Origin of the sequence: Ensifer canadensis (assembly GCF_017488845.2) — a bacterium.
GTDB classification, from domain to species: Bacteria; Pseudomonadota; Alphaproteobacteria; order Rhizobiales; family Rhizobiaceae; genus Ensifer; species Ensifer canadensis.
Genome location: NZ_CP083371.1, coordinates 928,674 through 952,365, shown reverse-complemented (window position 1 = coordinate 952,365; position 23,692 = coordinate 928,674). Strand labels below are relative to the sequence as shown.

At 57.3% G+C, this 23,692-nt stretch carries 29 protein-coding genes, 2 pseudogenes and 1 riboswitch; of the genes and pseudogenes, 9 read left to right on the top strand and 22 right to left on the bottom strand.

What is annotated here, in order from left to right; genetic code table 11:
• Positions 1-269 precede the first annotated feature (269 nt).
• The 6 genes from J3R84_RS24085 to J3R84_RS24060 all read right to left on the bottom strand — a co-directional run bounded on the left by J3R84_RS24085 (position 270) and on the right by J3R84_RS24060 (position 6,009).
• Complete coding sequence (locus tag J3R84_RS24085; protein WP_207932856.1) at positions 270-581, bottom strand: cytochrome C oxidase subunit IV family protein; 312 nt, start codon at positions 579-581, stop codon at positions 270-272.
• 96 nt (positions 582-677) lie between these two features.
• Positions 678-1,433, bottom strand: a complete 756-nt coding sequence (gene istB, locus J3R84_RS24080; protein WP_203530155.1) for an IS21-like element helper ATPase IstB — start codon at positions 1,431-1,433, stop codon at positions 678-680.
• A 12-nt stretch (positions 1,434-1,445) separates the two neighbouring features.
• On the bottom strand, positions 1,446-2,957 hold the full coding sequence (gene istA / locus J3R84_RS24075) for an IS21 family transposase (protein WP_373688562.1): 1,512 nt from the start codon (positions 2,955-2,957) through the stop codon (positions 1,446-1,448).
• A gap of 231 nt (positions 2,958-3,188) precedes the next feature.
• Positions 3,189-3,728, bottom strand: coding sequence for a cytochrome c oxidase subunit 3 (locus tag J3R84_RS24070; protein ID WP_057214994.1), 540 nt, complete (start codon positions 3,726-3,728; stop codon positions 3,189-3,191).
• Positions 3,729-3,848: 120 nt separating this feature from the next.
• A complete protein-coding gene (locus J3R84_RS24065) occupies positions 3,849-5,462 on the bottom strand; it encodes a copper resistance CopC/CopD family protein (protein WP_203530030.1) in 1,614 nt (537 codons plus the stop codon).
• A gap of 22 nt (positions 5,463-5,484) precedes the next feature.
• A complete protein-coding gene (locus J3R84_RS24060; protein ID WP_203530029.1) occupies positions 5,485-6,009 on the bottom strand; it encodes a YcnI family copper-binding membrane protein in 525 nt (174 codons plus the stop codon).
• A 168-nt stretch (positions 6,010-6,177) separates the two neighbouring features.
• Here J3R84_RS24060 and J3R84_RS24055 point away from each other — a divergent pair.
• Together J3R84_RS24055 and J3R84_RS24050 are read left to right on the top strand one after the other, a co-directional pair.
• A pseudogene (locus tag J3R84_RS24055) lies at positions 6,178-6,894 on the top strand (methyl-accepting chemotaxis protein); the annotation flags it as partial.
• 145 nt (positions 6,895-7,039) lie between these two features.
• The gene (locus J3R84_RS24050; protein ID WP_225906570.1) at positions 7,040-7,450 is read left to right on the top strand and encodes a pseudoazurin; all 411 of its coding nucleotides are present in this window, start codon (positions 7,040-7,042) and stop codon (positions 7,448-7,450) included.
• 476 nt (positions 7,451-7,926) lie between these two features.
• Here the strand turns inward: J3R84_RS24050 and J3R84_RS24045 are convergent, their stop codons facing one another.
• The 5 genes from J3R84_RS24045 to J3R84_RS24025 form a co-directional block, all read right to left on the bottom strand.
• Complete coding sequence (locus J3R84_RS24045) at positions 7,927-8,289, bottom strand: YcgJ family protein (RefSeq protein WP_203530028.1); 363 nt, start codon at positions 8,287-8,289, stop codon at positions 7,927-7,929.
• A gap of 307 nt (positions 8,290-8,596) precedes the next feature.
• Positions 8,597-9,364 carry an ABC transporter ATP-binding protein gene (locus tag J3R84_RS24040; RefSeq protein ID WP_203530027.1) on the bottom strand — a complete coding sequence of 256 codons (768 nt, stop codon included), beginning with the start codon at positions 9,362-9,364 and terminating at the stop codon, positions 8,597-8,599.
• Positions 9,361-10,425 (bottom strand): FecCD family ABC transporter permease, encoded by a 1,065-nt coding sequence (locus J3R84_RS24035; protein WP_203530026.1) that lies wholly within the window; start codon positions 10,423-10,425, stop codon positions 9,361-9,363. The genes J3R84_RS24040 and J3R84_RS24035 overlap by 4 nt, the downstream gene beginning before the upstream one ends.
• On the bottom strand, positions 10,422-11,528 hold the full coding sequence (locus tag J3R84_RS24030; RefSeq protein ID WP_203530025.1) for an ABC transporter substrate-binding protein: 1,107 nt from the start codon (positions 11,526-11,528) through the stop codon (positions 10,422-10,424). The genes J3R84_RS24035 and J3R84_RS24030 overlap by 4 nt, the downstream gene beginning before the upstream one ends.
• A 39-nt stretch (positions 11,529-11,567) precedes the next feature.
• A complete protein-coding gene (locus tag J3R84_RS24025; protein WP_203530024.1) occupies positions 11,568-12,260 on the bottom strand; it encodes a Crp/Fnr family transcriptional regulator in 693 nt (230 codons plus the stop codon).
• Between the two features lie 810 nt (positions 12,261-13,070).
• On the opposite strand from J3R84_RS24025, the gene J3R84_RS24020 reads away from it, so the two are divergent.
• Positions 13,071-13,316: a hypothetical protein gene (locus J3R84_RS24020; protein WP_203530023.1), complete on the top strand. Its 246-nt coding sequence runs from the start codon at positions 13,071-13,073 to the stop codon at positions 13,314-13,316.
• Positions 13,317-13,853: 537 nt separating this feature from the next.
• Here the strand turns inward: J3R84_RS24020 and J3R84_RS24015 are convergent.
• Positions 13,854-14,126, bottom strand: coding sequence for a DUF6522 family protein (locus J3R84_RS24015; RefSeq protein WP_084814838.1), 273 nt, complete (start codon positions 14,124-14,126; stop codon positions 13,854-13,856).
• A 170-nt stretch (positions 14,127-14,296) separates the two neighbouring features.
• Here J3R84_RS24015 and J3R84_RS24010 point away from each other — a divergent pair, with 170 nt between their 5' ends.
• Together J3R84_RS24010 and J3R84_RS24005 are read left to right on the top strand one after the other, a co-directional pair.
• Positions 14,297-14,746 carry a group III truncated hemoglobin gene (locus tag J3R84_RS24010; RefSeq protein WP_225906567.1) on the top strand — a complete coding sequence of 150 codons (450 nt, stop codon included), beginning with the start codon at positions 14,297-14,299 and terminating at the stop codon, positions 14,744-14,746.
• 48 nt (positions 14,747-14,794) lie between these two features.
• Positions 14,795-15,226: an RrF2 family transcriptional regulator gene (locus J3R84_RS24005; protein WP_057215310.1), complete on the top strand. Its 432-nt coding sequence runs from the start codon at positions 14,795-14,797 to the stop codon at positions 15,224-15,226.
• Positions 15,227-15,434: 208 nt separating this feature from the next.
• On the opposite strand, the gene J3R84_RS24000 is transcribed toward J3R84_RS24005, so the two are convergent.
• From J3R84_RS24000 to J3R84_RS23985, 5 genes and pseudogenes are all read right to left on the bottom strand, one after another.
• On the bottom strand, positions 15,435-15,578 hold the full coding sequence (locus tag J3R84_RS24000) for a hypothetical protein (protein WP_156408384.1): 144 nt from the start codon (positions 15,576-15,578) through the stop codon (positions 15,435-15,437).
• 53 nt (positions 15,579-15,631) lie between these two features.
• Complete coding sequence (gene tnpB / locus J3R84_RS23995; protein WP_203530021.1) at positions 15,632-15,967, bottom strand: IS66 family insertion sequence element accessory protein TnpB; 336 nt, start codon at positions 15,965-15,967, stop codon at positions 15,632-15,634.
• A gap of 52 nt (positions 15,968-16,019) precedes the next feature.
• Positions 16,020-16,142: pseudogene (locus tag J3R84_RS39070) on the bottom strand (IS66-like element accessory protein TnpA); the annotation flags it as partial.
• Positions 16,143-16,285: 143 nt separating this feature from the next.
• Positions 16,286-16,498 (bottom strand): hypothetical protein, encoded by a 213-nt coding sequence (locus J3R84_RS23990; protein WP_203530020.1) that lies wholly within the window; start codon positions 16,496-16,498, stop codon positions 16,286-16,288.
• A gap of 144 nt (positions 16,499-16,642) precedes the next feature.
• Positions 16,643-17,104, bottom strand: a complete 462-nt coding sequence (locus tag J3R84_RS23985; protein WP_225906566.1) for an RNA-dependent RNA polymerase family protein — start codon at positions 17,102-17,104, stop codon at positions 16,643-16,645.
• A gap of 543 nt (positions 17,105-17,647) precedes the next feature.
• Between J3R84_RS23985 and J3R84_RS23980 the strand changes: the two genes are divergently transcribed.
• A complete protein-coding gene (locus J3R84_RS23980; protein ID WP_057258462.1) occupies positions 17,648-17,944 on the top strand; it encodes a hypothetical protein in 297 nt (98 codons plus the stop codon).
• A gap of 29 nt (positions 17,945-17,973) precedes the next feature.
• On the opposite strand, the gene J3R84_RS23975 is transcribed toward J3R84_RS23980, so the two are convergent.
• Together J3R84_RS23975 and J3R84_RS23970 are read right to left on the bottom strand one after the other, a co-directional pair.
• A complete protein-coding gene (locus tag J3R84_RS23975; RefSeq protein WP_057220571.1) occupies positions 17,974-18,363 on the bottom strand; it encodes a hypothetical protein in 390 nt (129 codons plus the stop codon).
• A gap of 81 nt (positions 18,364-18,444) precedes the next feature.
• Positions 18,445-18,576: riboswitch (TPP riboswitch) on the top strand.
• A gap of 490 nt (positions 18,577-19,066) precedes the next feature.
• The gene (locus J3R84_RS23970; RefSeq protein WP_057220642.1) at positions 19,067-19,357 is read right to left on the bottom strand and encodes a Y4lK-related protein; all 291 of its coding nucleotides are present in this window, start codon (positions 19,355-19,357) and stop codon (positions 19,067-19,069) included.
• Between the two features lie 885 nt (positions 19,358-20,242).
• Here J3R84_RS23970 and opgC point away from each other — a divergent pair.
• A complete protein-coding gene (opgC, locus tag J3R84_RS23965) occupies positions 20,243-20,668 on the top strand; it encodes an OpgC domain-containing protein (protein WP_057220569.1) in 426 nt (141 codons plus the stop codon).
• A gap of 182 nt (positions 20,669-20,850) precedes the next feature.
• Here the strand turns inward: opgC and J3R84_RS23960 are convergent, their stop codons facing one another.
• Positions 20,851-21,213: a hypothetical protein gene (locus J3R84_RS23960; RefSeq protein WP_156408382.1), complete on the bottom strand. Its 363-nt coding sequence runs from the start codon at positions 21,211-21,213 to the stop codon at positions 20,851-20,853.
• 70 nt (positions 21,214-21,283) lie between these two features.
• Here J3R84_RS23960 and J3R84_RS23955 point away from each other — a divergent pair, with 70 nt between their 5' ends.
• Positions 21,284-21,445: a hypothetical protein gene (locus J3R84_RS23955; protein ID WP_156408381.1), complete on the top strand. Its 162-nt coding sequence runs from the start codon at positions 21,284-21,286 to the stop codon at positions 21,443-21,445.
• A 750-nt stretch (positions 21,446-22,195) separates the two neighbouring features.
• Complete coding sequence (locus J3R84_RS23950; RefSeq protein ID WP_057220565.1) at positions 22,196-22,399, top strand: hypothetical protein; 204 nt, start codon at positions 22,196-22,198, stop codon at positions 22,397-22,399.
• Between the two features lie 340 nt (positions 22,400-22,739).
• Here the strand turns inward: J3R84_RS23950 and J3R84_RS23945 are convergent, their stop codons facing one another.
• Together J3R84_RS23945 and J3R84_RS23940 are read right to left on the bottom strand one after the other, a co-directional pair.
• On the bottom strand, positions 22,740-22,952 hold the full coding sequence (locus J3R84_RS23945; protein WP_225968541.1) for a hypothetical protein: 213 nt from the start codon (positions 22,950-22,952) through the stop codon (positions 22,740-22,742).
• 207 nt (positions 22,953-23,159) lie between these two features.
• Positions 23,160-23,438 carry a hypothetical protein gene (locus tag J3R84_RS23940; RefSeq protein ID WP_203530019.1) on the bottom strand — a complete coding sequence of 93 codons (279 nt, stop codon included), beginning with the start codon at positions 23,436-23,438 and terminating at the stop codon, positions 23,160-23,162.
• Positions 23,439-23,692: the final 254 nt, after the last annotated feature.

The window sequence follows — 23,692 nt, the reverse complement described above, 5'->3', positions numbered from 1 at the left end:
AGATCCGGCCGCGCCAACTATTCGAGACTGTCGTCTGGGCAGCGAAAATTCAAACGCGAAGCACAACCTGGCGAAGCTTCCCCGCTGCCGTGACAAGTCCCGATCGTCAGCCAATTGTTTGGCAGCATAGTCGACCATGCACCAGATATCGCTCGGGATTCAGGGGCGAACCGCCCGTCCTTGACTTGGCATCTGATACCAGATCGCCCTTCCCGGCATGTGTGGCACGGCGTGAGTGTGGACCTCTTTCACCCGTCCATGGCCCCTACTCAGGAGCCATATGTCGCGAGTAGCGCCTTTGTGCCTGCGGCGACCGCGAAGAATGCGGACCACCCGACGAGTGCCATCGATAATCGAGGGCGTAGATCACGCAGCCCCATAAAGTAGACCACCACCCAGCGCGATTTGATGACGGTTAGGATCAGAATGACGCCGAAAGCTGTGAACGGAACAGCTTCGTGCTTCCATTGAGCCGAGATAAGAGCGGCGATGATTGCAAGCAACAGTAGTTTTGCGGCACGACCAAGCTGCGTATTCCGATGAAGCCGGCCATTGATTCCGATTTGAAGCCGGCCAGTCATTCCGATTTCATTCCGGCCGGCGTTCCGATTTGAAGGCGGCCATTTCTCGGACTGATCCTGGGTCTGTTTGATGTTTGGATCGGGTTTTGTTTCAGGTCAAGTTTGAGGTGTTTCAGCGGCGACCAGCGGACGCTGTTTTCGCATGCTGTCGCCGGTCAGATCGATGCGGTATGCGTTGTGAACGAGGCGATCCAGAATGGCATCGGCGAGCGTTGGGTTTGCAATGATCTCGTACCAGTGATCCAGAGGCACCTGACTGGTGACGATTGTCGAGCGACGCTCGTAGCGGTCTTCGATGATCTCGAGGAGGTCACGCCGCTGATCATCGTTGAGTTTTTCCGGTCCCCAATCATCAAGAATAAGCAGGTCGGTCTTGGCGAGGGATTTGAGGATCCTGCCGTATCGCCCGTCGCCCCTTGCAAGGGCAAGAGTTGCAAACAGCCGCGGGACGCGGTGATAGGCGACGGAGAAATCCTCGCGGCATGCTTTGTGGCCGAGTGCGCAGGCCAGCCAACTTTTGCCAACACCGGCTGGCCCGGTGATGAGAAGACTGTGGTGCTTGCGGATCCAGTCGCAGCCGGCAAGCGCCATGAACAGATTGCGATCGAGGCCGCGTGCAGCACGAAAGTCGGCATTCTCGATCTGCGCGTCGTGGCGAAGCTTGGCAGCCCTGGCGCGGGCTTCGAAGCGCTTCTGTCGACGCATGGTGGCCTCGCGTTCGAGCAACATGGCAAGCCATTCTGCATGCTCGAGGCCACGTGCTTCTGATTGTGCATCGAGCTCCTGGAAAGCGGCTGCCATGCCGTAAAGGCCGAGTTCGCGCAGCATGTCGATGGTGGGGTTGATCAGCAATGGTGTGTCTCCTCAATGAAAATAATCAGGGCCACGCAGGTTGGCGTGATCGATAATGGCGGTCGGTTCGGTGGAATGGCGCGCGGCCTTGTGGTTGGCGATGAGCGAGGCAATGCTCTTGCAGTTCAGTCCACCGATCTCGACGGCGCGGGCTGAAACGGCCTCAGCCCGATTGCGTTCGATGTCGCGAAACAGCCGCAGGACACCCAGGCATGTTCGAAAGCCCTGTTCGGGATGAGGACGGCTGGAAAGAATTGCGATGACCAACCCTTCGGTCTGAGGGCCGATGGATGCGGCCCAGCGCCGAAAGCGATCCGGTGTCCACTCGGCATAGCGCCGGTGGGAACTGGGCATATGATCCGGATCAGTTCCATGGCGAGGACCACCATAGCGGCGCTGATGCACGGCAATGCGCTTGCCGCGGTGGAAGATCTCGATGGTGCGTGCCGTTGCCCTCAGATCGACCTGCTGGCGAATGAGGCTGTGCGGCACGGAATAAAAGAAAGTCTTGAACTCGACGTGGTAATCCGTCGAGACGCGGACCAAACGCCATTCGGCGAATTCGTAGTCTTCGCTCGGAAGACTTGCGAGTGCGGCACGCTCAACGCTCTCAAACAGTTGCCGGCGACTGACGCCCAACCGGCGCATGACGTGGCCGTTGATGCGATCGAGTGCCTGGCCAATGGCAACATTGGCCTCAGCAAGCGAGAAAAAGGTCTGATTGCGCAATCGCCCCAGAATGCAGGACTGGGCAAACCGGACGCCATTCTCGACTTTCGATTTGTCCTTCGGCCGTCGCGGCCGTGCCGGAAGAACACCGACGGCGTAGTGCGATGCCATCATGCCGTAGCTGCGGTTGATCTCGGGATCGTAAAAGCTGGCACGACTGACGCCTGACTTCAGATTGTCGGGAACGATCAGCCGGGGAACGCCTCCAAAGAAACGAAACATCCGGACATGCGAGCCGATCCAGTCGGGGAGCGTTTGCGTCCAGGTCGCGTCCGCATAGGTGAAGCTGGATGCGCCGAGCACCGCCACGAAGATCTCTGCCTCGCGGATCTCGCCGGTCTTGCGATCGACAATCGGGATCTTCTTGCCGGAATAGTCGACGAACACCTTGTCGCCGGCCGCATGCTCCTGGCGCATCGTCGGCGAAAGCCGCTGCTCGAAACCGCGAAAGAGTTCGCAGAAGCGACTGTAGCCATATCCTTCGGGATGCGAGCCACGATACTCCTCCCACAGGATGAGCAAGGTGACACCAGGCTTCTTGAGCTCGACAGCAAGATCGGCCCAGTTCGGCTCGACGCGTCTCCTCGCGCCCTGTTTGACGCCGTTGCGAGTGAAGAGCTTGTTCGCAAGCGCATCGTCGGTCAGTTCGCCCGGCAAGGGCCAGGTCAATCCAACCGCTGCTGCGCGCCGCAGATTATCCTGCACCGTACTGCGCGCTATTCCCAACACGACGGCAATCTCGCGGGAGCTCGTCCCGCTTCCGGCAAGCCGCAGCATTTGTCGTAACTGTCTCATGGTCAGCCTTCTCTTTGCCGGCATCAAAATCTCCACGTTTGTCGTGGTGTAATTGATGCCAAAGTTGCTGACCCAGGAGGTAATGTTCAGTGCCGAAAACCGGCCGGTCTTTGATTGGAACGGTGGCCGGCTTCAGATCGGAATGGTGGCCGGTCTTTGATCGGAATGGCGGCCGGCTTCACGTCGGAATCCGCAACCAAGCAGCCATATGGAATTGTTCATTTGCATCGTCTACCCCAGATAGATGACTGGAAAAATTACCAGCCAGACGATGTCAATCACGTGCCAGACAGTAGTAACCAACACCACATTGGATCGCTCCATCCGTCGTGCGATCAGCAACATGAGCAGGCTCAGGAATACGACATGCGCGAGATGGAAACCTGTGATCATGAAGTAGAGTTCGAAGAAGGCATTGAATGTCGCGTCACCGATGAACCGTAACTCGCCTTGGTATTCAACGACCTTGGTCGCTGCGAACAAAAATCCAAGCATCGCTGATGCGACCAAGGCGAACCTTCGCTTTTGGTATGTCGCCGCACGCACCGCCTCCGCCGCCAACCATCCACTTGCGATCAATACGAGCGTGTTGAGACTGGCGAGCCGCCCATTCAAATGAATTTTGGCAAGCGAAAAGCTGTCCGGGTGAAGGTACGACATCACCATGAACCCGCCAAGCAAGACGCCGAACGCAAACAATTCGCTCCAAACGAGAATCCAGAGCACCAGATCATCACTCGGTTCGTCGCTTTGCGCCAGTTCAACTGCCATGAACTCGAAATCTCCACTTTATCCACTGGTGCTACAAAACACCGCGGCGTTCTTTGTGCTTGCACAAAGAACGTTCCGAGTGCGCGTTTCGCGATGCTGATCGTAAATGGTTGGAGAGGCTCAACCGCCGGAAAGCAATTTGACTCGGCTTTGCAAGCTAACCAGATCAAAATCCGAGATGAGCAGATCGAGGCGGACGTTCCATTCGCAATCGCAGGGTACCGGGACGTGCTGCACGCTCCAGAAACCCGGCGACACTCGACGGATAGGCACCTTGAATTTTGAAACCGAGCCGTCAACCGACGACATCTCAAGTGTGACTTCACGAGGATCCAAGCCGGCAAATTCGGCTGTCGACAGAGATATCTCTGCATTGAAGATCAGATCGGGCGTCGTTTCGAACGCCAGCATTGCCATTGTTTCGGCATCCTGGAGGTGAACGGTTGTGGCGATTGGCTGCCTTAGCGAGAGCGCACGGGGCGGCGGTGTGAACCGCCACAATGAAGTGGCGGCCAATACCAGCACGACCAGGAAAACTTCGACCGAGACTAGGTTTTTCATGCTTTTGGCCGCACGAAGGCAGCCCGACGCGACACGTGGCGTTAGAACGAGGCGATTCCATGCGCCGAGTACAAGTGCGCCGCTCACCAATGTCACTTTCGCGAGCAGAACCTTGCCGTAATCAAAACCCAAGATCGCGGGGGGCCAGCCAACCTGGACATAGGCGAGATACCCTCCGGCGACCAGCATGACAGCGATCGAGTAGGGAATTGCGGCCGAGAACCTCAGTAAACTGTCACGTTGCCCTTGATGGCGGGGCCCTAGAACATGCCACAAACCAGGCAACGAGCCCGCCCAGAAGCAGACCGCCGTCACATGAAGTGATACCGCGGCAAAGGAGAGCCATTTAATGCCAGCGCCGGACGCATGTCCCGTCAAGGCAAAAGCGGGGCCAATCAAAGCCAGCGATGCAAACGTCAGCGCCTTGCCGGCTATCGCTCGCGGCCTTGCACAAACTGCCAGTAGGAGCGTTAGTTCCACCAAGAATATCGAACGCGCCAGGCTGCTATCGAGTGCGTCGGCCCAAGCCTTCGCTCCAAGCAACGCCGCCCATGACGCGTTGTTTTCAACTGCAAGGAGCCCGATCAGAAACACAGCACATACCGCCGCGGTATATAGAAGAGTGATTGTGGTTCTTGTCGGCGCTCTATGCGCGATCCAGAACGAGAAGAAACTTCCGCCGATGCCGAACAGGCAAGCCAGGTAGAATAGAAACTTCGTTCCGAGTGTTAACAGCGCAACCCGCTCCGCGCCTCCCGTGTCATCCTTCAACTCGCTCATGTCGTAGCTAGCGCCAACAGCAAAGACGACGGAGGCCGCGACGGGGTGGCCATCTTCGGAAAGGATCCGCCAATTTAGAGCGTAAGCGCCCTCCCCTAGCGGCTCGGCGAGCTCGACCACGACGTCGTTGCCGGAAATCGTCGCTGGCAGATTGGCTGGTTTCGCATTGCAGTCGACGAGCGTGAGGTCGACGCGGGTCACAGCTTCCGAAAACCGGAGGGACAGTTGAAGCGGCCGGGAGGTCAGACGCTCTCCTTGTGCCGGAGTGGAGGAGACCAAGACTGCGTGTGCAAAGGCATGCTGCCAAGGCATAACCAGGCAGAGCGCAAGGGTGACCAGAAATACCAACACAGAAGCGTTGCGGGGGCGGGCAAGTTCGAAAGTACGGATCATGCCCATGCCCCCGCCAGCGTCGTCACTTTTCGATAATGGTCAAAGTCGGCGCGGGATGTTCGTAATCCTCAGCGCTCTTCCCGTTAGTCGGGACCTCGATCCACCTTGTGGTAGCCCCACCCACGCAATCCTGGACGACGGGAAACGCGACAGTTGCACCCGGCTTGAAGGCGTCGGTGATGTAAGCCCGGAACACAAACTCGTCGTATTCGTCGTCCGCCAGGTTGCCACCTGACCAGATCAGTTCGCGGACGCCACTTGTTTGTTGCTGACCGTGCAGTTCGTACGCTTTCGCATACTCGCCAAGCGTCTTCTCGATTTTCCAACCGGGTTTGGGCATGGGCTTCACTGAAATAATGCCTTCAGGAAGCCGCACCCTAAGAGCAACCGTGGCCTTGCCGTCACAACCGTGCCCGACCCGCAGAATGGCTTTGTAGGTTGATCCGGCCTTTGCGCTGCCGTTGTCGAGGGTTATGTGCGCCATGGCAGGAAAGACCGTTCCGGTCGCCAGTAAGATGGCGGCCAACGAAGTCTTGAGCATGGACATCTCGTAGTTCCTTCACTCTGTGACCGCTGTCATTCAAGGAGAAGCGGTCCGATTGTTTCGACGTCACGCCAGCCGCGACGCTAAAAAAGCAAATAGACTTGAGTGCTCCAGACAACTTTGATTTGCGTCAAGGAAGAGAGCTTTAGAGGCGAGCCAGCCTTCGTCTAAAATGTCGCCCAATCGGCAAAGCGGACCGACGAAGCGCGCAACACCGCCAAGCAAGCCAGCTTAAACACCGACAGGAGTGGCACGATCGTCGGCGAAGCGATTGTAGCGATGATCAAGATTGAACAGTCATCAAAACAGATTGCCGGCATAATTGCCGTGATTGACGAAATCTCGTTTCAGACCATTCTTCTTGCATTGAACGCCGGGGTGGAGGCGGCCCGGGCAGGCGAGGCTGGCAAGGGCTTTGCTGTCGTCGCGCAAGAAGTGCGTGAACTCGCGCAAAGGTCTGCAGGAGCTGCTCGAGAAATCAAAGACCTCATCCACAGCTCTCGTATCGATGTCGAGACCGGCGTCCAACTCGTTAAGGACACCGGGGAAGCCCTCAAAAGTATCGAAGGCCAGGTTAATGCCATTAACCTGAACATGGATGCCATCGCCACCTCGACCAATGAGCAATCCGCTGGGCTCCTGCAAGTCAACGCGGCCGTCAACCAAATGGATGAGGTAACCCAACAGAACGCCGCAATGGTCGAGGAGACCAATAGCGCAAGCGCGACCTTGGCTGCAGAAGCAACCCGTCTCCACGGGCTTGTGGAACGGTTCTGGCTCGCAAGTACAGAAGCCACTCTGTCCGACGCGCGGTCTCTAGGGGCGTCTTCGCGCGAGGGAAACCCCCTGTCGAGGATAGGAGAGCGACTACGGCAACGCGTTGCGTGAGCGATTTTCGCGAACGTCGAGTTATTTGCGTTTAGTCAAAGTTCACGGCGTCTTCTCCGGTACATCAGCGTCAACGAAGCCAAGCGGCTTCAAGAACAGGAGAAGAGCTATGAAACGACTGGCAAACCTCACGATTGGAACTGCAATGGCTTTGGCGGTAATGGCTACCGTATCGCAGGCAGCCGACTATGAAGTACACATGCTGAACAAGGGCAAAGACGGTGTGATGGTGTTCGAGCCGGGACTTACTCGAGTGGCCCCAGGAGACACCGTAACATTTATACCAACCGATAAGTCTCACAATGCCGAATCGATCGCCAACCTCATCCCGGAAGGTGCGCAGGCTTTCAAAGGGAAGATGAACGAAACGGTGAAAATCACTTTCGATGTTAAGGGCGCGTACGCCATCAAATGCGCTCCCCACATGAGCATGGGTATGGTCGCTCTTGTCGTCGTCGGCGACGCTCCGGACAACCTCGAAATCGTGAAGACTGCCAAGCTCCCGAAGAAGGCGCGGGATCGTCTCGACGCTGACATTGCAGCGGGAGCGATGTAACAACGCCACGACGATCTGAACGCCCACGTTCCCAAAACGTGGGCGTTTTCATATGGTCCTATCGACTGCCGGCACGCGAGGAACTTCGATACAGGATGCGGGCCGAACATCTTCCGGAAGAGATCAGGGCCATCGGTTCGAAGGCACGGGCAAGGCTGTGCCAGCGATACCGGTGGCTCTCTGCGGACTGCAAACCGCAACCGAAGGTCATCACCGCGATTGTCCGAGAGCTGGCAGGTTTTGTGTGGAATGTGAGCCGGCATATCCAACCGGTTCGATGAGGAAATAGACCCACGGGAGTTCTGATAACACATAGCAACCTGATCGGCGTGGCGCGAAATCCAGGCAAGATGGGAAATCCTCGAGACACCTTGGGCGAGCTTCCAGCTTATGCCCGTGCTTAGAGCGAGCAAGACCCGTGCCGGTCATGATGAGAGAGGGTCATTTCGCACTTAACCGGAACCGACCGGTTTTGGTCATTCGCCAAACAGCGCCTTGGTGTATTTCTTGGAGACGGCCCCGCTGCGCTGTCCGTTCGCGCCATAGTACCGATCTTCACGGCACAGCCGCTCCTTCGTGTCGCAGAAAATCCCGTTGGCAAAGGTGAACTCGGTCAGGTCAACATCACTCGTCGTGAACAGCTTGTTCGCGCCGGCCTTTTTACCGAGATATTTTTTCGTCAGCTCGCGGGAGATTCCCTTCTCATTGGCGCACACGTAGCGGTCGCAGAGCACGCCCGACGCTGGCGATTGGATCGTGGCCCGCTGCTTTGCGTGAGCGGGCATCACGCCCAGGGCCAACAACAAGGCCAGAGAGATCGAAAAGTACGGTTTGTTCATAGTTGGACCTCGCTTAGTGGGTGATTCTTCTTCAAAGAATAAACGATAAACGGACGAAAACATGTTTGCGTGCCGATTGGGTGGAAATGGGAAGGGCGGGTCCGGAGGCCGCATGCGGGAACGGAGCGCAGCGAGTGCCGAACGGGTGAGGATGCTGGCGAAGCCGCGGCCGTGACCACGTGCCATAGCAGTATCCTCGCCAGATCATCACGTGATGGCCGACACCTTGCTTGGGCAACCTCCCTTACCCATTGTGCCATAGACGATGTTGCCGTCTCCCAGCCGGAGCTGAACGGGAATTCGCAACCTAGGCGGCATGGGATCGCCGCGCCGCGATCGGTATGACGAATGGAACGTCCTGTCCCTCAGCGACAACCTCCACATCAACTCCGTAGACCGAGCCTAGTCTCGACGCGGTTAGGACAGCCGCTGGCTCTCCGGAAGCGGCAACCCTGCCCTTCTGAAGCAGAAGCAGCCGGTCGGTGGTCCGAGCCGCGAGATTGAGATCATGAACCGCCATGAGGATGAGTGCGCCCGATCGGCAAACATAGTCCCGCAACAGAGCAAGGACCGTCAATTGATGGCGCAGATCCAGTGCGCAGGTCGCTTCGTCGAGGATAAGCAGCCGCGGCTGGCGCATGAGCCGCTGCCCGAGCAGGACCAACTGCTGTTGACCGCCCGACAGCGTGTTAATCCGGCGATTGGCAAGATGCTCCAGTCCCAGCTCGCAAAGCATCGTCAAGGCTCTCGTGATCTCAGGTTCGCCTATTCGCCATCCCAACTGCTCATGGCGGGCGAGCAGAAGGGTTTGCAGCACAGAGAGATCTGCGTTTACAGAACAATGTTGCGGCATGAAGCCGACAGTTCTGCAGTCGATTGGGCCGCTCTCCCATAGGATCGTGCCCGAATGCGCAACACTCCCGGCAATGGCGCCGAGCAAGGTGGATTTGCCAGCACCGTTCGGGCCAACCACGGCGACGATCTGGCCAGGCGCGAGCGTCAGCGAGCAGCAGTCAATCGTGCGGGTTCGCCCGTGGTCTACGCAAACGTTCGTCAAAGTCAGACCCTCGGTCACTGTTGCTCTCCTTTGCCACGCCGCGCAATGACGACAAACAACATGGGAACGCCAGCAACAGCCGTGATTATGCCAACGGGGATGACGGCGGCCGGCGACAGCAGCTTTCCGAAAACCGATGCACCGATCAGAATGATCCCGCCGACCGTTGCACTCATTGGCAGCGCAAAGCGGTGATCCTCGCCAACGGCCGCGCGCGCCACGTGTGGCGCGATCAGGCCGACGAAACCGATCGTCCCCACGAAACAGACGGCCGCGGCCGTCAAAAGCGAGACGAGTACGAAGCTGCGTCTGCGCAGCGCATCAACCGACAAGCCCATGCTGGCGGCATTAACGTCACCCAATCTCAGTAGCGTCAGCTTCCAGCTGTCGCGTATGACGACGGGAAGACATGCGGTCAGGATCGCCGCGGTGACGGCAACAGTGGTCCAGCTTGCTTTTAACAGGCTGCCGAACAGCCAGAAGACGATCTGTTGGAGAACTTCGGGTGCGGCCATGAATTGCAGCAGGGATTGCATGGACTGAAAAAGAAACAGGACCGCGATGCCGGCCAGCACGAGAATTTCGGGGGTCGTTCCCCGCAGGGCCGCAACGCAGTAGACGAGGCCGCATGCAAGGAGCGTCATGACGAAGGCTGATGCCGGAACCAGAATGAAACCCGGCACAGGCAGGAACCCACCAAACATGATTGCCAGCGCTGCACCGAACCCTGCGGCAGCGGAAAATCCGAGCGTGAACGGGCTTGCCAAAGGATTGGAAAGTATCGTCTGCATCTGCAATCCGGCAACCCCGAGGCAGACGCCGACGAGCACGCCCATAGCCGTCTGGGGCATGCGCAACTGCCACAAGATAGTCGCCGCCATTCGATCTGCGCCATGAGGGCCAGCCCAAAGCGTCGCCCAGACTTCGGCCAGTGCCATGCCCGATGGCCCCTTTGCCAGGTCAACCAGCACCAGAAATGCAAGCGCCAGCATCGCGGCTGCAAGTGCCGCAAGACGAAGGGAAACGTCGCGGCGATAGTGCGAGCGAAAGATATCGAGTTTAAGGGCCGCGTCGCTCATTGGCCGTCGGCCCGATAGGGGAGCACAAAAACGCCATCTGCTTTTATTGGCATCCAGGTGTCGTAGTAGCGTTTAATCTCGACTGCCGGGTCTACGTCGCTGAAAGCATCCGGGTAGAGCTGCTTGGCTATATATTGCGCGTAGACATAGTCAGACAAAGTTCGCGCACCGCCGTGGTAGATCGCATGCAAGGCGGAGTTTCTAACCGCCGGCAACCCGTCCCAACCCGGTCGGGCGATATAGGCCTTCATGCGGTCGCGTGCGATTTCCTCTGAGGCGCCGAACCCGACCGTGACCGCTTGTGGCTTGTCCAACCATTCAGAGCCGGCGAGAAAGATGATATCGGGTTCCTGTGCAAGAACGTATTCCGGGCTGAGCGGGCCCCAGTTTTCGAACTGCCCCTTGGCGATATTGGTCCCGCCAAGTCTGTCGATGAGCGATCCCCACATACCATTGCCGTAGCTGTTTCCGACTTCGGACGGGCCTTTTTGAGCCAGCTCGACATAGACCTTCTTGTTCGTCGGTTTCGCGTTGGCGATGCGCCTGTCGATATCCTGCATTGCGGCCTCATATTGGGAAGCAAGTCTTTGCGCACGGTCACGCGATCCCATGACCGCCCCCAGAACAAGCGTCGACTGGACATGTTTTTCGACCGTCTGGGCGTTATAGTCGAGCACGACCACAGGAATGCCGGCCGTCTCCATCTGTTTGACGGCCTCGCCAAGCGCGTCGAAAGACCAGGCGGATAAAATGACGAGGTCCGGTTTCACCGACAGCACCTTCTCAATCGAAAACGTGCCGTTTTCCGTATCGCCAACATCCGGCAGTGCTGCAAGGGAGGGAATTGCGTCGAGATAGGCCGCAAACTGGTTCGGCCGCCAGTCCTTCCAGGTGGAGAGCGACAACGCGACCACCTTGTCCATGGCGCCTGGACCAACGACTGCGATGAAATCCTCATAATAGAAGTTCAGGACGACCCGTTGCGCGGGAGCAGCCAACGTGACGTGACGGCCCTTGACATCGGTGACATTGATTTCCGCGCGGCCCTGTCCGGCAAAGACCAGGACAAAAGTGGTGACGATAAGTGCAAGTGTCTTTTTCATGGGAATGATCCATTTCCAGTATCTTGTGTGAAGTCCGGTTCAGGCTCGACGTTTGCGGACCTCGCCGCGTCCCCCTGCGGCCATCGCCTGCAGCCTGTCCGTGTCCAGCACCCTCACGATTTCCGGGTGTGAGAAATCGATGACCTTGTCCCGCTTGAGCTGGTTGAGGCATCGGCTGACTGTTTCAATCGTCAAGCCGAGCCAGTCGCCGAGATCGGCGCGGGTCAAATGCAGATTGAACGTCGGTGCATCACGTTGAGGGTTGCGCGATGCGCGCTTGAACTGTTGGGCAAGATCAAACACGGCCGAGCTCACGCGCTCCATCGCTGTCTTGCGTCCAAGCAGGGTTGCAAGGCTGTGAGCCCGGTTCAGCATCTGCACCAGAGCCTGGTCGAGAATGCCTTGGTCGACCGTTCGACCAAGGCTTTCGACTTGACTGAACGTCAGGGCCTGAGCGCCGCAATGGTTGTCTTCGTGAAAGACGAGACCGAACAAGCGACCGGGACCAATGATGTCGAGGATCTGTCGGCGACCGTCTCTGAGTGAATGTGTGAGCGCGACACAACCATCCACCAGTCGGTAGATGGGGACAGCGGTCTCATCCTGGTCGTAAATCGTCGTTCGGGGTGAAAACAGCCGGCGACGGCCGACAAATAATGGAGAAAACGGCAAGCCTGCGAAATTCGGCGGCAGCGCAAGCGCTGCCTCCACAGGCATCGAGATGTTAAGCATGGATTTTTTCCGGCGTTCGGCCGCGGGCTTGCTCGTGCAAGTGCGATGCAGCCGCCAAGATTGCTATCCGCCGGCGCAAGGCGCGGCGGTACGATCAACCCATGACGCTGGCGGGAGGCGCTCGCGGCGACGCGTTGGCGGTTCGCACAGGTCGCCGGTCTGTGTTCGGGCGTGCGGAAAAACTATGCTCTCGAATTGAGCCTACCGGCACCCCGACCGTGTCTGTCGGCGACGGAAGCAGCAGCAAGGCACTGAGGCGGCACGCTTCGCAGGCTCCCGATGCGCCATACCCCTCTTCACCGTCATGGACGCCGGCAAGGCATAAGTCCGGCGCCGTGCCATCTGGAAGAGCAAACGCGGAAACGTCAAAGCCGACAGCTACGAACGCGGTAGCTGGAGCCTCCCTATGGGCAAATGATATGGACAACAGGGCAATCGCGCACAGCAAGCGCAGATAGGTCGCCCATTTTCCATAAGCCCGTGACAAATGAAATCTCCCGATTTGACACTCTATTGATACCCGTTGCTAGGCGAGCCACCTTGCGCCAGATCAAGGTTCAGCGACATTCCCGCACGCCTTGCCTCGGCAATGGTCGTAGTTCGTCGAAACCGCCCCCGAAAAACAATCCTTGATTGCATACTCTAAAATCCGGAGGCGCCGCGGGGAGCGACAAACGTCGAAGTGGCAACGATCGGTGCGGCCAGGCGGCCAGAGCATCAGCCTGCCTTGCCATGAAATCGTGGCGGCAGTCGACAACCTGTCATTGTTTTGCTTTAATCTGACTTCCTCAGCCGGAGGATTGCAACACGATGAATGGTTGGAACAAGGACGGGCGCGGCAGCGTCAGAGTATCACCGGTCGTCGGCTGGAAGGCCGCAACGCTGATCAACAACGAAGCCGACATCTTCCTTAGGCTCGAGTTCAGCGTCAATCCCGATAACACCGACGTATCAGCACTCCAATTTGCACTGACTGAGCATCAGGCTCGCGAAATCAGTACCAAACTGAGAGCCCTTGCAGACACGATATCGTCTTACGCCCTCCAGCCCACTTGATGGCCGATCGTGTTCGCTAGCTCGATCTGAGCGAACGACGAATGCCCGATGAAATGGCTGACCTGCACCGTTACTTGTTGCTGGCGATCGTCGATCAGCAAAGCGGATTGGCGCGTAAGTCGAGGAAATCTCGCCTATTACATCACGAACGAACTTTCTTTCTGGCTTCTGGTCAATACGTTCACGAACACCTTCTATCCCCCATGAGCTTCCGAACATGAACGGAGTCAATTCGGGGTGGAAAGCTCCAGTGGAACTGCGGGACAAGACCGCCAATCCTGGATGAGCGAAATCAATCGATTAGAAGCCTCGCCAACAGCGCAGCAGTTTCGCTTACACGAACATCATAACGACCATGTAGCCCACGATAACGAGCAATAAGCCAACGACCAGCATTGGCACGAGTGTACTTTCCGACTGACGATCGTTCATGTTGCTATTCCGCCTATTTGTTGGTTTCGTGTCTTGGCTAACTGACTTTGGTGGGGCCCTGCCGAGCGCTTTCTGCGGGACGACGAGGATGGTCGACGAACGCAGCTAGCCTCCCAAGGTCGAAGGTCGCCTGAGATCAAGGGACTCCTCGCTGACAATGCAGTTGTCGGCGTCGACAATGCCCCGCCAGACCGAGTTGCCGTTGCGCACAGTCAGGCGCTTGCGGCCTGCGTCGCTGTCGACGCCGCGCTCCACTATGCTGGTCACAAGACCAAGACGCATTCGGCGCCGAAGTTCGCTCGCCTCAATCGAAAGCCGCACCGCCAGGAATGCCGGGTCCAGAACATAATCTCCGGTCTGGTCAAGCTCGAGCCTCATCTGGCCCCCCTCATCGAATGTACGCCGCTATGCAGCTTAAAGATATATTGACGATATATGTTTTGATCCGCATAGTGAAGCGTATTCTCATCACACACCCATCGTCGTTGGACGACAAAGGGCCGCATCGCCCTGACTGAGGGCTGAATCCAGGCATGAGCAAAGGCGCAATGGACAAATCAACCATCGTTATCGACGGCCGGGTGCTACCCGAGCAGTTAGACGAGCAGATGATCCACGACGTGGTTCACGGCTTCTACGACGAGATCCGCAAGGATGCCCTGCTCGGGCCGGTGTTCAACAGCGCCATCGCGCGGCATGACTGGCCACAGCATCTGACGAAAATGTGCGACTTCTGGTCGTCTTTGATGCTTCGCAGCGGCCGCTATGACGGCCGCCCACTGCCGCCGCATCTGGCGCTTCCTGGTCTTGGCGAACAGCATTTCCGCCAATGGCTGGGTTTGTTTCGCGCTACAGTCCAAAAACTCTGCCCGCCGGAGATTGCGGCGCTGTTCATGGAACGGGCATTGCGCATCGCGCATTCCTTCCGCCTTGCACTGGCCTACAATCGCGGTGAAAACACGTTGTCCGCCGAGCCGATCACGGCCGACAGCCTATGACCTTCCGGGGCAGTCGGCAGGATCGGCATGCGCAAAGGTTGGAGCGAAATGAGGCTGACGAACTTTTCCGACTACACGCTGCGCATGCTGATGTTCGCGGCGTCCGCTGGGGACCGGCTATTTACGATCGAGGAAACAGCACGCGCCTTCGGCGTGTCGAAGGCGCATCTCAACAAGGTGGCCAACACGCTGACCCGCGCCGGGTACCTGACGGCGGTTCGCGGCAGATCGGGCGGGCTGACGCTCGGACGTCGTCCGGAAGACATCCGCATAGGTGACGTGATCCGGCTGACCGAGCCGGATTTCGCCCTGGTCGAATGCTTTGCCACCGGCAACCAGTGCACGATCACGCGTTGCTGCAAGCTTTCCGGCATGCTGCGCGACGCGCTGTCGTCGTTCCAGAACACCCTCGACCGTTACACGCTTGCCGACATCGCACTGACGCGCCAGGATTTCCTGGTTGATACGCCCCGCACCTAGCGACTGCCCCGGCGCGGGAACGACCGCGCTTGGCTCCGATTAGGCATATCGCAAAGATTGCACGCAACTTCAGGTCAAATTCACTTGCCTGGGAGCCGGAATGGCGGACAATCCCGGAGGAGTTGCCTGTTGGGTAGGTAAGCCCAGCGTCGCAGTGGACGATACCGGCAGCTGCCCTTCGACGGAGGAGAAGATGGCCGCTAACCATTCAGACCCGACCGGACCCGACCTTGCCCTCGGCATTGCGCTTACTGACCTTCCCGATGGCGGCAACCTGGGCGGCGATTTCGGCAGCATGTGCCGCCAACTGCGCCTTCAACTCTGCAACATCAGGTTCGCCGGTTCGATTCATCGTAGTTTTGAATCTGAACCGCCCCGCCGCGTCAACCGCTCAACTCGCGGCCGTCAGCCAGCCACCGTGTATTGCCGCACCGGATGACGGACCATCGCATCGATATCAATGCCGTCAAGAACCCAGTGGAACTGCTCGGTCGTCAGCGTGACGACCGGCACCTCACGGCACGGCCATCGGAACTTGTCCTCGGTCACAAAGCCCGATCGGTCGAAGAAAAGGAGCTTCATCCGGTCGCGCCGGCGGTTGCAGAACGCAAAAACTGCAGGAGCAAATGGATCGAGTTCCATCGTCTCCTGAACCAGGACCGCAAGGCTGTTGATGCCAGCCAGAAAGTCAATCGGTTCACGATGCAGGTAGACCTTGAGGTCAGCGCCTAGCTTGAACATGACCCAACGCTCCGATTATTGCCGCTAACGCGTCCACATCATTGCATTCCACCGATACTGATGCGCGAGGTTCAAGGCAGGCCGCGATAAGTCGGTCTTTCGATGCCGGATCGAACCGGCCTCGTCCATTCCGACCTACGAGCCGCACGACAAGTTTTTGACCTTCTTCCATCATTTGGTGTCCACCTCTTTTAGGTGGACACCTCATGCCGAAGCTCACTCAATCACAGAAGGTGCGGGGAAATTCGCGCTTACCTTCAAAGCGAAAAGGGCGCTAGATTTGAGCTGCTCTGTGTAAGCGGCGTGGGGAGAGGTCCCTCAATTGTTGCGATGAGCAACGAGTGCGCTTGCGAATTGCTCGAATTGATCGAGATGCACGTCTTGAGCAGCACTCAACGTTTCAGCGGCCCGAGACAACCAAAAGTCCATCTGCTCAAGCTCGAGCAGAAACGCCAATGCCGCGCCCCTTATCCTACGCTTCACGCGTAGCGCAGAGTTCAAATTGGCCACTTTGTCATCGCGTTGAAGCATAGAATACGCGGATTCCGGAGTGCGATACATCTCGAAGTAGGGCAACGCTAGATCATGGTCGAGCAGCTATGCCATTCGGCTTCACCCTCACAGATCCGGGCGGGCGGATTTCCCGCACCCGGCTCTTCCCGAGGGTAACCCGCGTCATCTCCTGGCCTGCGCCCAAGTTCGAGTAATACGCGGGACTGGCAGCGCGAAGCGTGAGGTGAGGATTTCAAATTCCAACCAACTCATTCGCCGGCTTTTCTGACTTCGCCGCCTCAGGCAGCGGAACCATATGCGGCGTGTTTGCTGATAGAAACCGTTGAGCGCGGGATAGTTATGCGGCCTGCCGTAGTAGCCGTAGTGTCCACGCAGCACAGCGGCAAGCCACTTGTGCTGGGTAGCCAACGCCATGTGCATGTGCCGCCATGTTCCCTCGCGCAACGCCTTCAGCTTTCGCGTCAGGCGTTTCCCTTCCGTCTTGTGCTTTACGATAAACCTGCCATCACGGGTCACTCCACAATAGTGAATGAAGCCCAGGAAGGCGAAGGTCTCGGGCTTTCGCTCGCCACGCCGTTGCCGAGCCAAAGCCGCGAACCGGCCAATCTCGAGATCGTCATCCATCTCTCCTCGCTTCAGAACGAGGGGGTCAATTCTTCGTTTCGCCAAAGGGCTTCAAGCGCTGTCCAGAAGTCGGTCCGTCCCAGCAGCTCGTCGCCGATCGAACCGTCCCTGCGCAACAACAGGCCCCGCTAAGATCCCCATAGCGAGCCCCGCACACGCAGATGTCGTGAATGCTCGACGCGAAATATTCATGTTTCCCTCCGAACCGTGATGGCGTGTATTAGCGACCAGATGCTAACTCGCTGCGGGAACAAAATCGAATTCAAAACTTATCGTAGAAAACGACCTGGACCCGGCCGCGGGATGCAAACAACTGCGCGTCGTTTTCCCACCAAATTCCCGAGCTTCACCGTTGGCCACTTCCAAAACGTGATAGCAGCAGCGCGATCATGAGGGAGGTGAGGTTGCTTGCATTGACCGGCCCTTTCGCTTTGCTGCACAGATACAGATATGGCGCTCATTCGGATTTTCCTTTTTACTAGTGATGTTGGCCAATTACCGACCGGGCGTTGCACCGAGAACCACTCGAGACGGGGGACTCTGATGGATGCGGTACGGCGATCTACCGAAGAGAAATGGTCGAACTGCATGCGCACGTTTATTACCGTGGCTCTCATCGCCTCGGGCGCGCCCGCTCAGGCGGACACGACGGTGTGTTTGGGAAATGCGTGTACTGTCACTTCCAGGGACGGCACCAACCATGAAAGGTCTTTGAGCGACATCAATGAAGAAGCGAGAAAAGAATCGCTTGAGAACATTCGCGACATTGATTGCAGTGTTGCAGATGATGCCTCCACATGCCTGAGAGCAAAGCTCACGCTGCAGCGCCTGTTCTACTAGACGCCATGCTCCTTGATGCCTTCCCACCGTTAGACGAGCGCGAGGCCCGCCGCATTGATGCGTCGGTTCGTGTTCATGTTGCTACTTTCTGTTTTGTCGGAGAAAATCCCTCCGAGCCGGCAGGCTGGGAGCGCAATGGACTTTGAAAAGATCGGGCGAGCCCGCATGATGATGCGGCTGCCAAGGCACCGGAGACAGATCTCCGATGCCAACTTCCTCGCGATGACACATTGCTTGAGGCTTAGGGCGAGGCAGCAATGAAGCGCAAGAATGAAATCATCGCCACCGGTGAACCGGACTTCAGCCATGCCTGGCGTTTCCAAGTCGTTTTCCGCGTAGGCCGCCAAATTGACCTTTCCTGCGAATGAACCGTCGCGATGATCGTTGCAGGCGAAATGAATCGTGGCGTGCTTCTTCACGCTTCACCTCCCTGCTCGCGAAGCGTCCCCGTTGGGAATAAGCTAGCAACACTTGACAAAGCACGGCATTGGCCAACTCGGCTCATTCACCAGGGGGGTCCCGACAAGGGGCTGAGATATTGCTGGGCGGATCGGCTCTTTCGACCGCAGCGCAGTGACCCGTTGAACCTGATCCAGTTCATGCTGGCGTAGGGACGGTGGGAACGACGGCATTTGCGACAGCTCCTTTGCGATCGCCTGGACGTGTCTCTATCTTTCCAGCTCCAAGATCTGGGTCTCCAAACGTCAAAGTTGGAGGAGGCGGCCGCCATCGCGGCCAGAGCCCGTTCGCGCGCGGCTTGACCGGTTAAAAGGGTCGCCGCAGGAGGTTCAGCGCAAGCGCCGGCCGCAGGCCGGGAACCGGGACCGACTACCCCCGGCAAGCCGCTCCGCTTTCTCGAGCGCCAGACCGGTTGAATGGCGCCAGCAGAACCATTCCGAGCCGCAGCCAGGGAGACACCGCGCTCACATTGGCCGATACCAACGCTGTACCGGCCGGCGAGACCACCATTCTCTGGCAGTGCAAAACTAAAAACAACTGGGCTCCGATCACAATGAACACCGAGTGCATACTCGGGCCGGTCCGCCCGCGTGGTACGGCCGTCAACGGCCCACAGCAAACCTCCCACGCAGTCCACGGTGAAAGGGAGCGGAGGCTATGGACCTATGTTGTCGGCTTGTGATCGTGGCGTAAGTGCGAGTGAACCTGCGCAACAAGCTCATCGACCGTTGAGTGTCTGCCAGTCGAGCGCAGGTACGCGATAATCGCAAGCTTCAGGTGGTCACGTGGCCCGTACTGCCGCTGAATTCGGTCGAGTTCCGGGGCGATCCGCTCGAAGTTTTCCACCGGCAGATCGGAATCGCCAAAAATGTACATGTCATCACCAACTGCCCAGATGTTGCAACCGATTGCGATGACGTCCGCGACGAACGCAGGAATATGATGTTCATGCATGTTGGCCCCCTTGGAAAGGGCCAACGATAGCGGCACGCACACATTATTCTACCCCGCAAATGTGCGGGTCAGAAGCATCTCAAGGGTCGTCTAGGCGACCAAAAAAAATGGCTGTCGGATATCGCCTCGCGGTCGCCATCAACCTGACTGTCAGGTCCATCGGATTATGAAGAACGCTCATGACACCAAGATCGCGTTGTCCAGTGGTGGAGGCAGCCACGGGAAGTCTGGCATCGATAGCCCGCGCCACCTGATGCTGATTCATGTCTATGTCATTTCCTTTTTGGACGGATTTGGCACGCAACCCTCACGAAAGCTCGAGGGCCTACGCTTGGTTGAATTCAACTGAGGCGCATTATGGTTCCAGACGACATAGCACAGGCAGCGTGGAGCGTTTCGGCTCGCCACCTCTCGCGTGGTCAGCGTGACCCTTTAAAGATGGTCGCAGAGGCTATGATGCTAGAGAGGCAACGTTGCCTGGCAATCGTGATCGAAAGCTGCGGCAAACAATGCGAAGCAGTTCGATTGATAAGCGACCCGACAACATGAGAGTTGCCAAGCTGGCCTACTCCAGACGCGCCCGCGTTGATCGGCGTTTCCTCGTTGTTGGGGCATGGCCGATCATCACACTAACGGCATGAGCCCGGCGGAGCAGGCAGATGGGCTATGATTGAGATGGCGCGGCAGAGCGTGCGGCGATTTCATTAAAAATGAACCGGTTGGCGCCCATCAGAAAATAACGATTCTGCCCGAACTGGGCGCAAGAAGACCGCCATTGGTATTTCGACCCGTTTTCGTGGCAGTTTCTCTTTGTGATCGGGATCGTGATTGGCATCAGAATGAAGCGGTCGGAACCTGTGCTACGCTACAATCGTTCAGTGTTCTTTGCAGCCCGTTTTTTTTGCGCTGGCGGCCATCCCAACAAACCTGGCCGTATATCTTGGTCATGTAGATCCGCCGCTCGGTGAACTGTACCATCAGTTGGTCTCCAAAACGAACAGTGGCCCGCTGCGCATCTTAAATGTGCTGGCGATCCTGTATCTCGCATGGAACCTCCGCATCGTTCCCTTCCAAATGGTCTGTGCAGCCGGCAGGCATAGCCTTCCTGTTTTTTCCATCGGCACCCTTCCGGTCTGCATTGCCAAGGCACTAATGCAAGCCAAGACAAACATTGCGCTGCCGATTCAAGGAATAACATTCGTCGTTGGCTGCCTGGTACGGTTGGCGGTAGCATCGTGGCTTGAAAGACGCCGCCAGCAGCCCCTTCGGACGCCGAGGCTCCAGAAAATGCGTACGATGGCCGGACTTTGAAGCCGCTCTGACGGTTCGCTTGTCTAGCGTCGCAACGCATGTGGAAACGAAAAGGCCCCCTCTCCTGCAAGCAAGAGAAAGGGGCCCCGTCTGAGCGTTCGAATTCACAGACGCTACGATGTTGCTCAATTCAAACCTGATCGCAATAGCGCAACGACACAACTCACCAACTTTTCTGCTACTCAGCGCACGCCGCGGCCGCTAAGGTGCGCTGAGAGGACGGGATCATTGTCGAGCAGTTCCCGCCAATCGGTTTCCGGGATCAAGCCCAATTGATATTGTTTCAGCATGAACTTTCGCTCTTCATCGAGAGCTTGCAGTTCGGAGGACTCTGTCGATCCGAACATCGCGACATCGATTATCTTACGCAGTAGGTCCGCCATCCCTTTAGTATGCGCGCCGTAGTTGCCCGAAATCAAGCGATAGTCGCATAGGCTTGAGTTATGCCGCGCTCCTGTCCGGGCTATCGAGAGCGGCGGGCGCTGCCACGCCGTGGTGGGATCATTGGGTGTTTGTCCTTGGTTAGCACTCATGAACCAGTACAAATTGACATAATCCTGAGTTGAAAATTCTCCCTCAATGTGTTCAAAGCTGGCCTAATGCAAGGAGAGGTAGATGAAAAAGGACGCCAACGAACGGCGCGAGCAGAAGAGGTCGGATCAGCAGGCTGACGCCCCGCTGTTTGGCGAAGGCAGCGATGTCTGCTTCTTCAACCCTTGGGATCAGCGGTTCAAGGAAGACCTGGGGCTCAAGCGAGACAGTTTCGATCTCAACTGATTATAATTTCCGCCCGGAGCCTAATATGCACAGTCAAGAAATGAAAGAATTGAAAGCAGCGCTATCTGCGCACCGAGAAGTTCTTTCCAACATTTTCTCCGAATATCGCATGAGCTATGCCCCCCTCGGACCTCTCCAGGGTTGATGCCGAGCTGTTGAGGATAAGCAAGAAATTCAACGCTCCAGATGATTGCTTTAGTTGCGCGCGCAACAGGCGTTCTTCGAAATTCAGCGAAAGCGTGTCCAGATGCCTGGTGTGGTGCGTAACCAGCCGGTCGTGGAACAGTCCGCGCATGCTCCCAGTTGAGCGTCGCCATGGCACTTGCTTGCGGCGTGTTGTCGTCCAAGGGCCGGGATTGCCCCGAATCCGTTCAGCCCAGGCAACGATCTCGCTGATTCCACCGTCAGCCTTTCGACTTCTAGCCGGAAAGCGCGAATGTGATTATCCTGCAGGTTGAAGAAACGTCCGAGGCTCTCGACCGGCAGCAAGGCCTTGTGGGCATCGCAGCCAACCTCATTTCAACACCGCCCCAAAAGCTAGCCGCCTCGGTCTCAAGACTTCCCGACGGCCCGTCCAGTGTGAGCGGAGGCACCAGTCGGCTTGACGGCTTATCGAGGTTCGTTGCTGCAGATGACGCCGGGGTACTATCGATCTTGATAAGCAAGCGTCGCTTTGGTCACAGTTTCAACCATGTTTGACGCAATTGGGATTGGGGATGCAGAGGAATCAAGAACCGGAGAAACGTAAGCGTGAGCGACACCGATAGGTCACATACATCGACGGTAGTACTGTTTGCGAGGAACTATTTGGCTCAAAGGGACAGCATCGCTAAGCAGATCCAGGACGCAATTGCCAATGGCCGCACCAGAGATGCCGACAAGCTAATGGTTAAGCTAACCGCACATGAAAAATACATCGCCGACAACCGCTTGGAACGGTTCAGGAAGTTTTAGGCAACTGACAACCGCATGATCCTCATTTTCTCTTGCTCGGGAAGGGAGTAGAGGGCTCGATCATGCTCCACCCTCACACGGAGGTTTGAGCGCCCTGAAACGACGGCCCAGATGTCCCGGCCTGCAAGGTCCGAGCGAATCGCGTCGGCATCGTAGCCTTCTCCGCAATCAAGCCCTTGGCGCGCTCGGGCAGGTCGATCAAAGATCAAAGCATCATAAGGCTTGCAATCGGCAGCCCCGCCGCCACGTCCACGCGGTCCACCACCGAAAAAACCCAATTCTCCATGGCGCCCACGTCGGCATATTTGGGGAATTTTACTTCCGCAATTTTGGGGAAATTTCAGCCGGTATCGGGGGCCAAGGGCTCGTTGATGAGTCCTCCCTTTCCGCGCGCCGAGACGTGGGCGCGAACCGTGGTGCTGTCGATGCTGTAGTGATTACAGTCCACCAAGATCTCGGCCAGCGTCACCGCCACGGTCTCCCATACCCCGGCTTCGCTATATGGCCGGAACCGGCGATGGATTGTGTTCCAGTTGTCACACGTCGGTGGCACATCGCGCCAAGGAGCCCCGCAGCGAAGCCGTTAGAGTATCCCGTTGACAATTGAAAGGTTCTTCTCGGGCCGCCGACCTCGCCCTCCCATCGCCGCCTCAATTGGCAGCAAGCTTTTCAAAGACGCCGTTCCGCTTCGCTCAGATCCCCTCGGCTCAAAGCTACTTTCAAAGGGCAGGCGTGAATCAACTCTTTCGTGCGACGTCAATCATGCTGTTTTCAGTGGCACCGCTTTGCTCCACGACCCGCCGCTTCCATGATATGTTTCAGCTACCAATTCGAAGTTCTGTCCGCATTCTGAGCATCGAAACCTGTAGAGCAGGAGATCTTCGAGCGGGCCGGCCTCAGAAATTTCGTTGAATGCCAAAGTGATTTTCATCGGCCCGGGATCAATCTCTTCTACATCACCATCCGATACAGCCTTCCGTATCACGCCAATGGTTCGGAACAACTCGCGTGGTGTCCTGATGCGCACATGCTCGTCCATTTCTTCGCAACGTGAGCAGGTCATGTGGAACACGATTAACAGGTTCGCTGGTCGCGGCCAATGTGCACTGACAGACTAAGTCGTCCACGCCGCCTAAATGCCAGCGCGACAAATCCTTGTGTTGTTTTATGCCGTAGAAGAATGCAATGGTCATCAGTAACCATCTTCCTCTTCAGCTTCTTTCAGGCTACAGGTTGAGGGGAAACAATCAGCCCGCAGACTGAGTGATGTCTGCCACCAGAGCATCTTGGTGG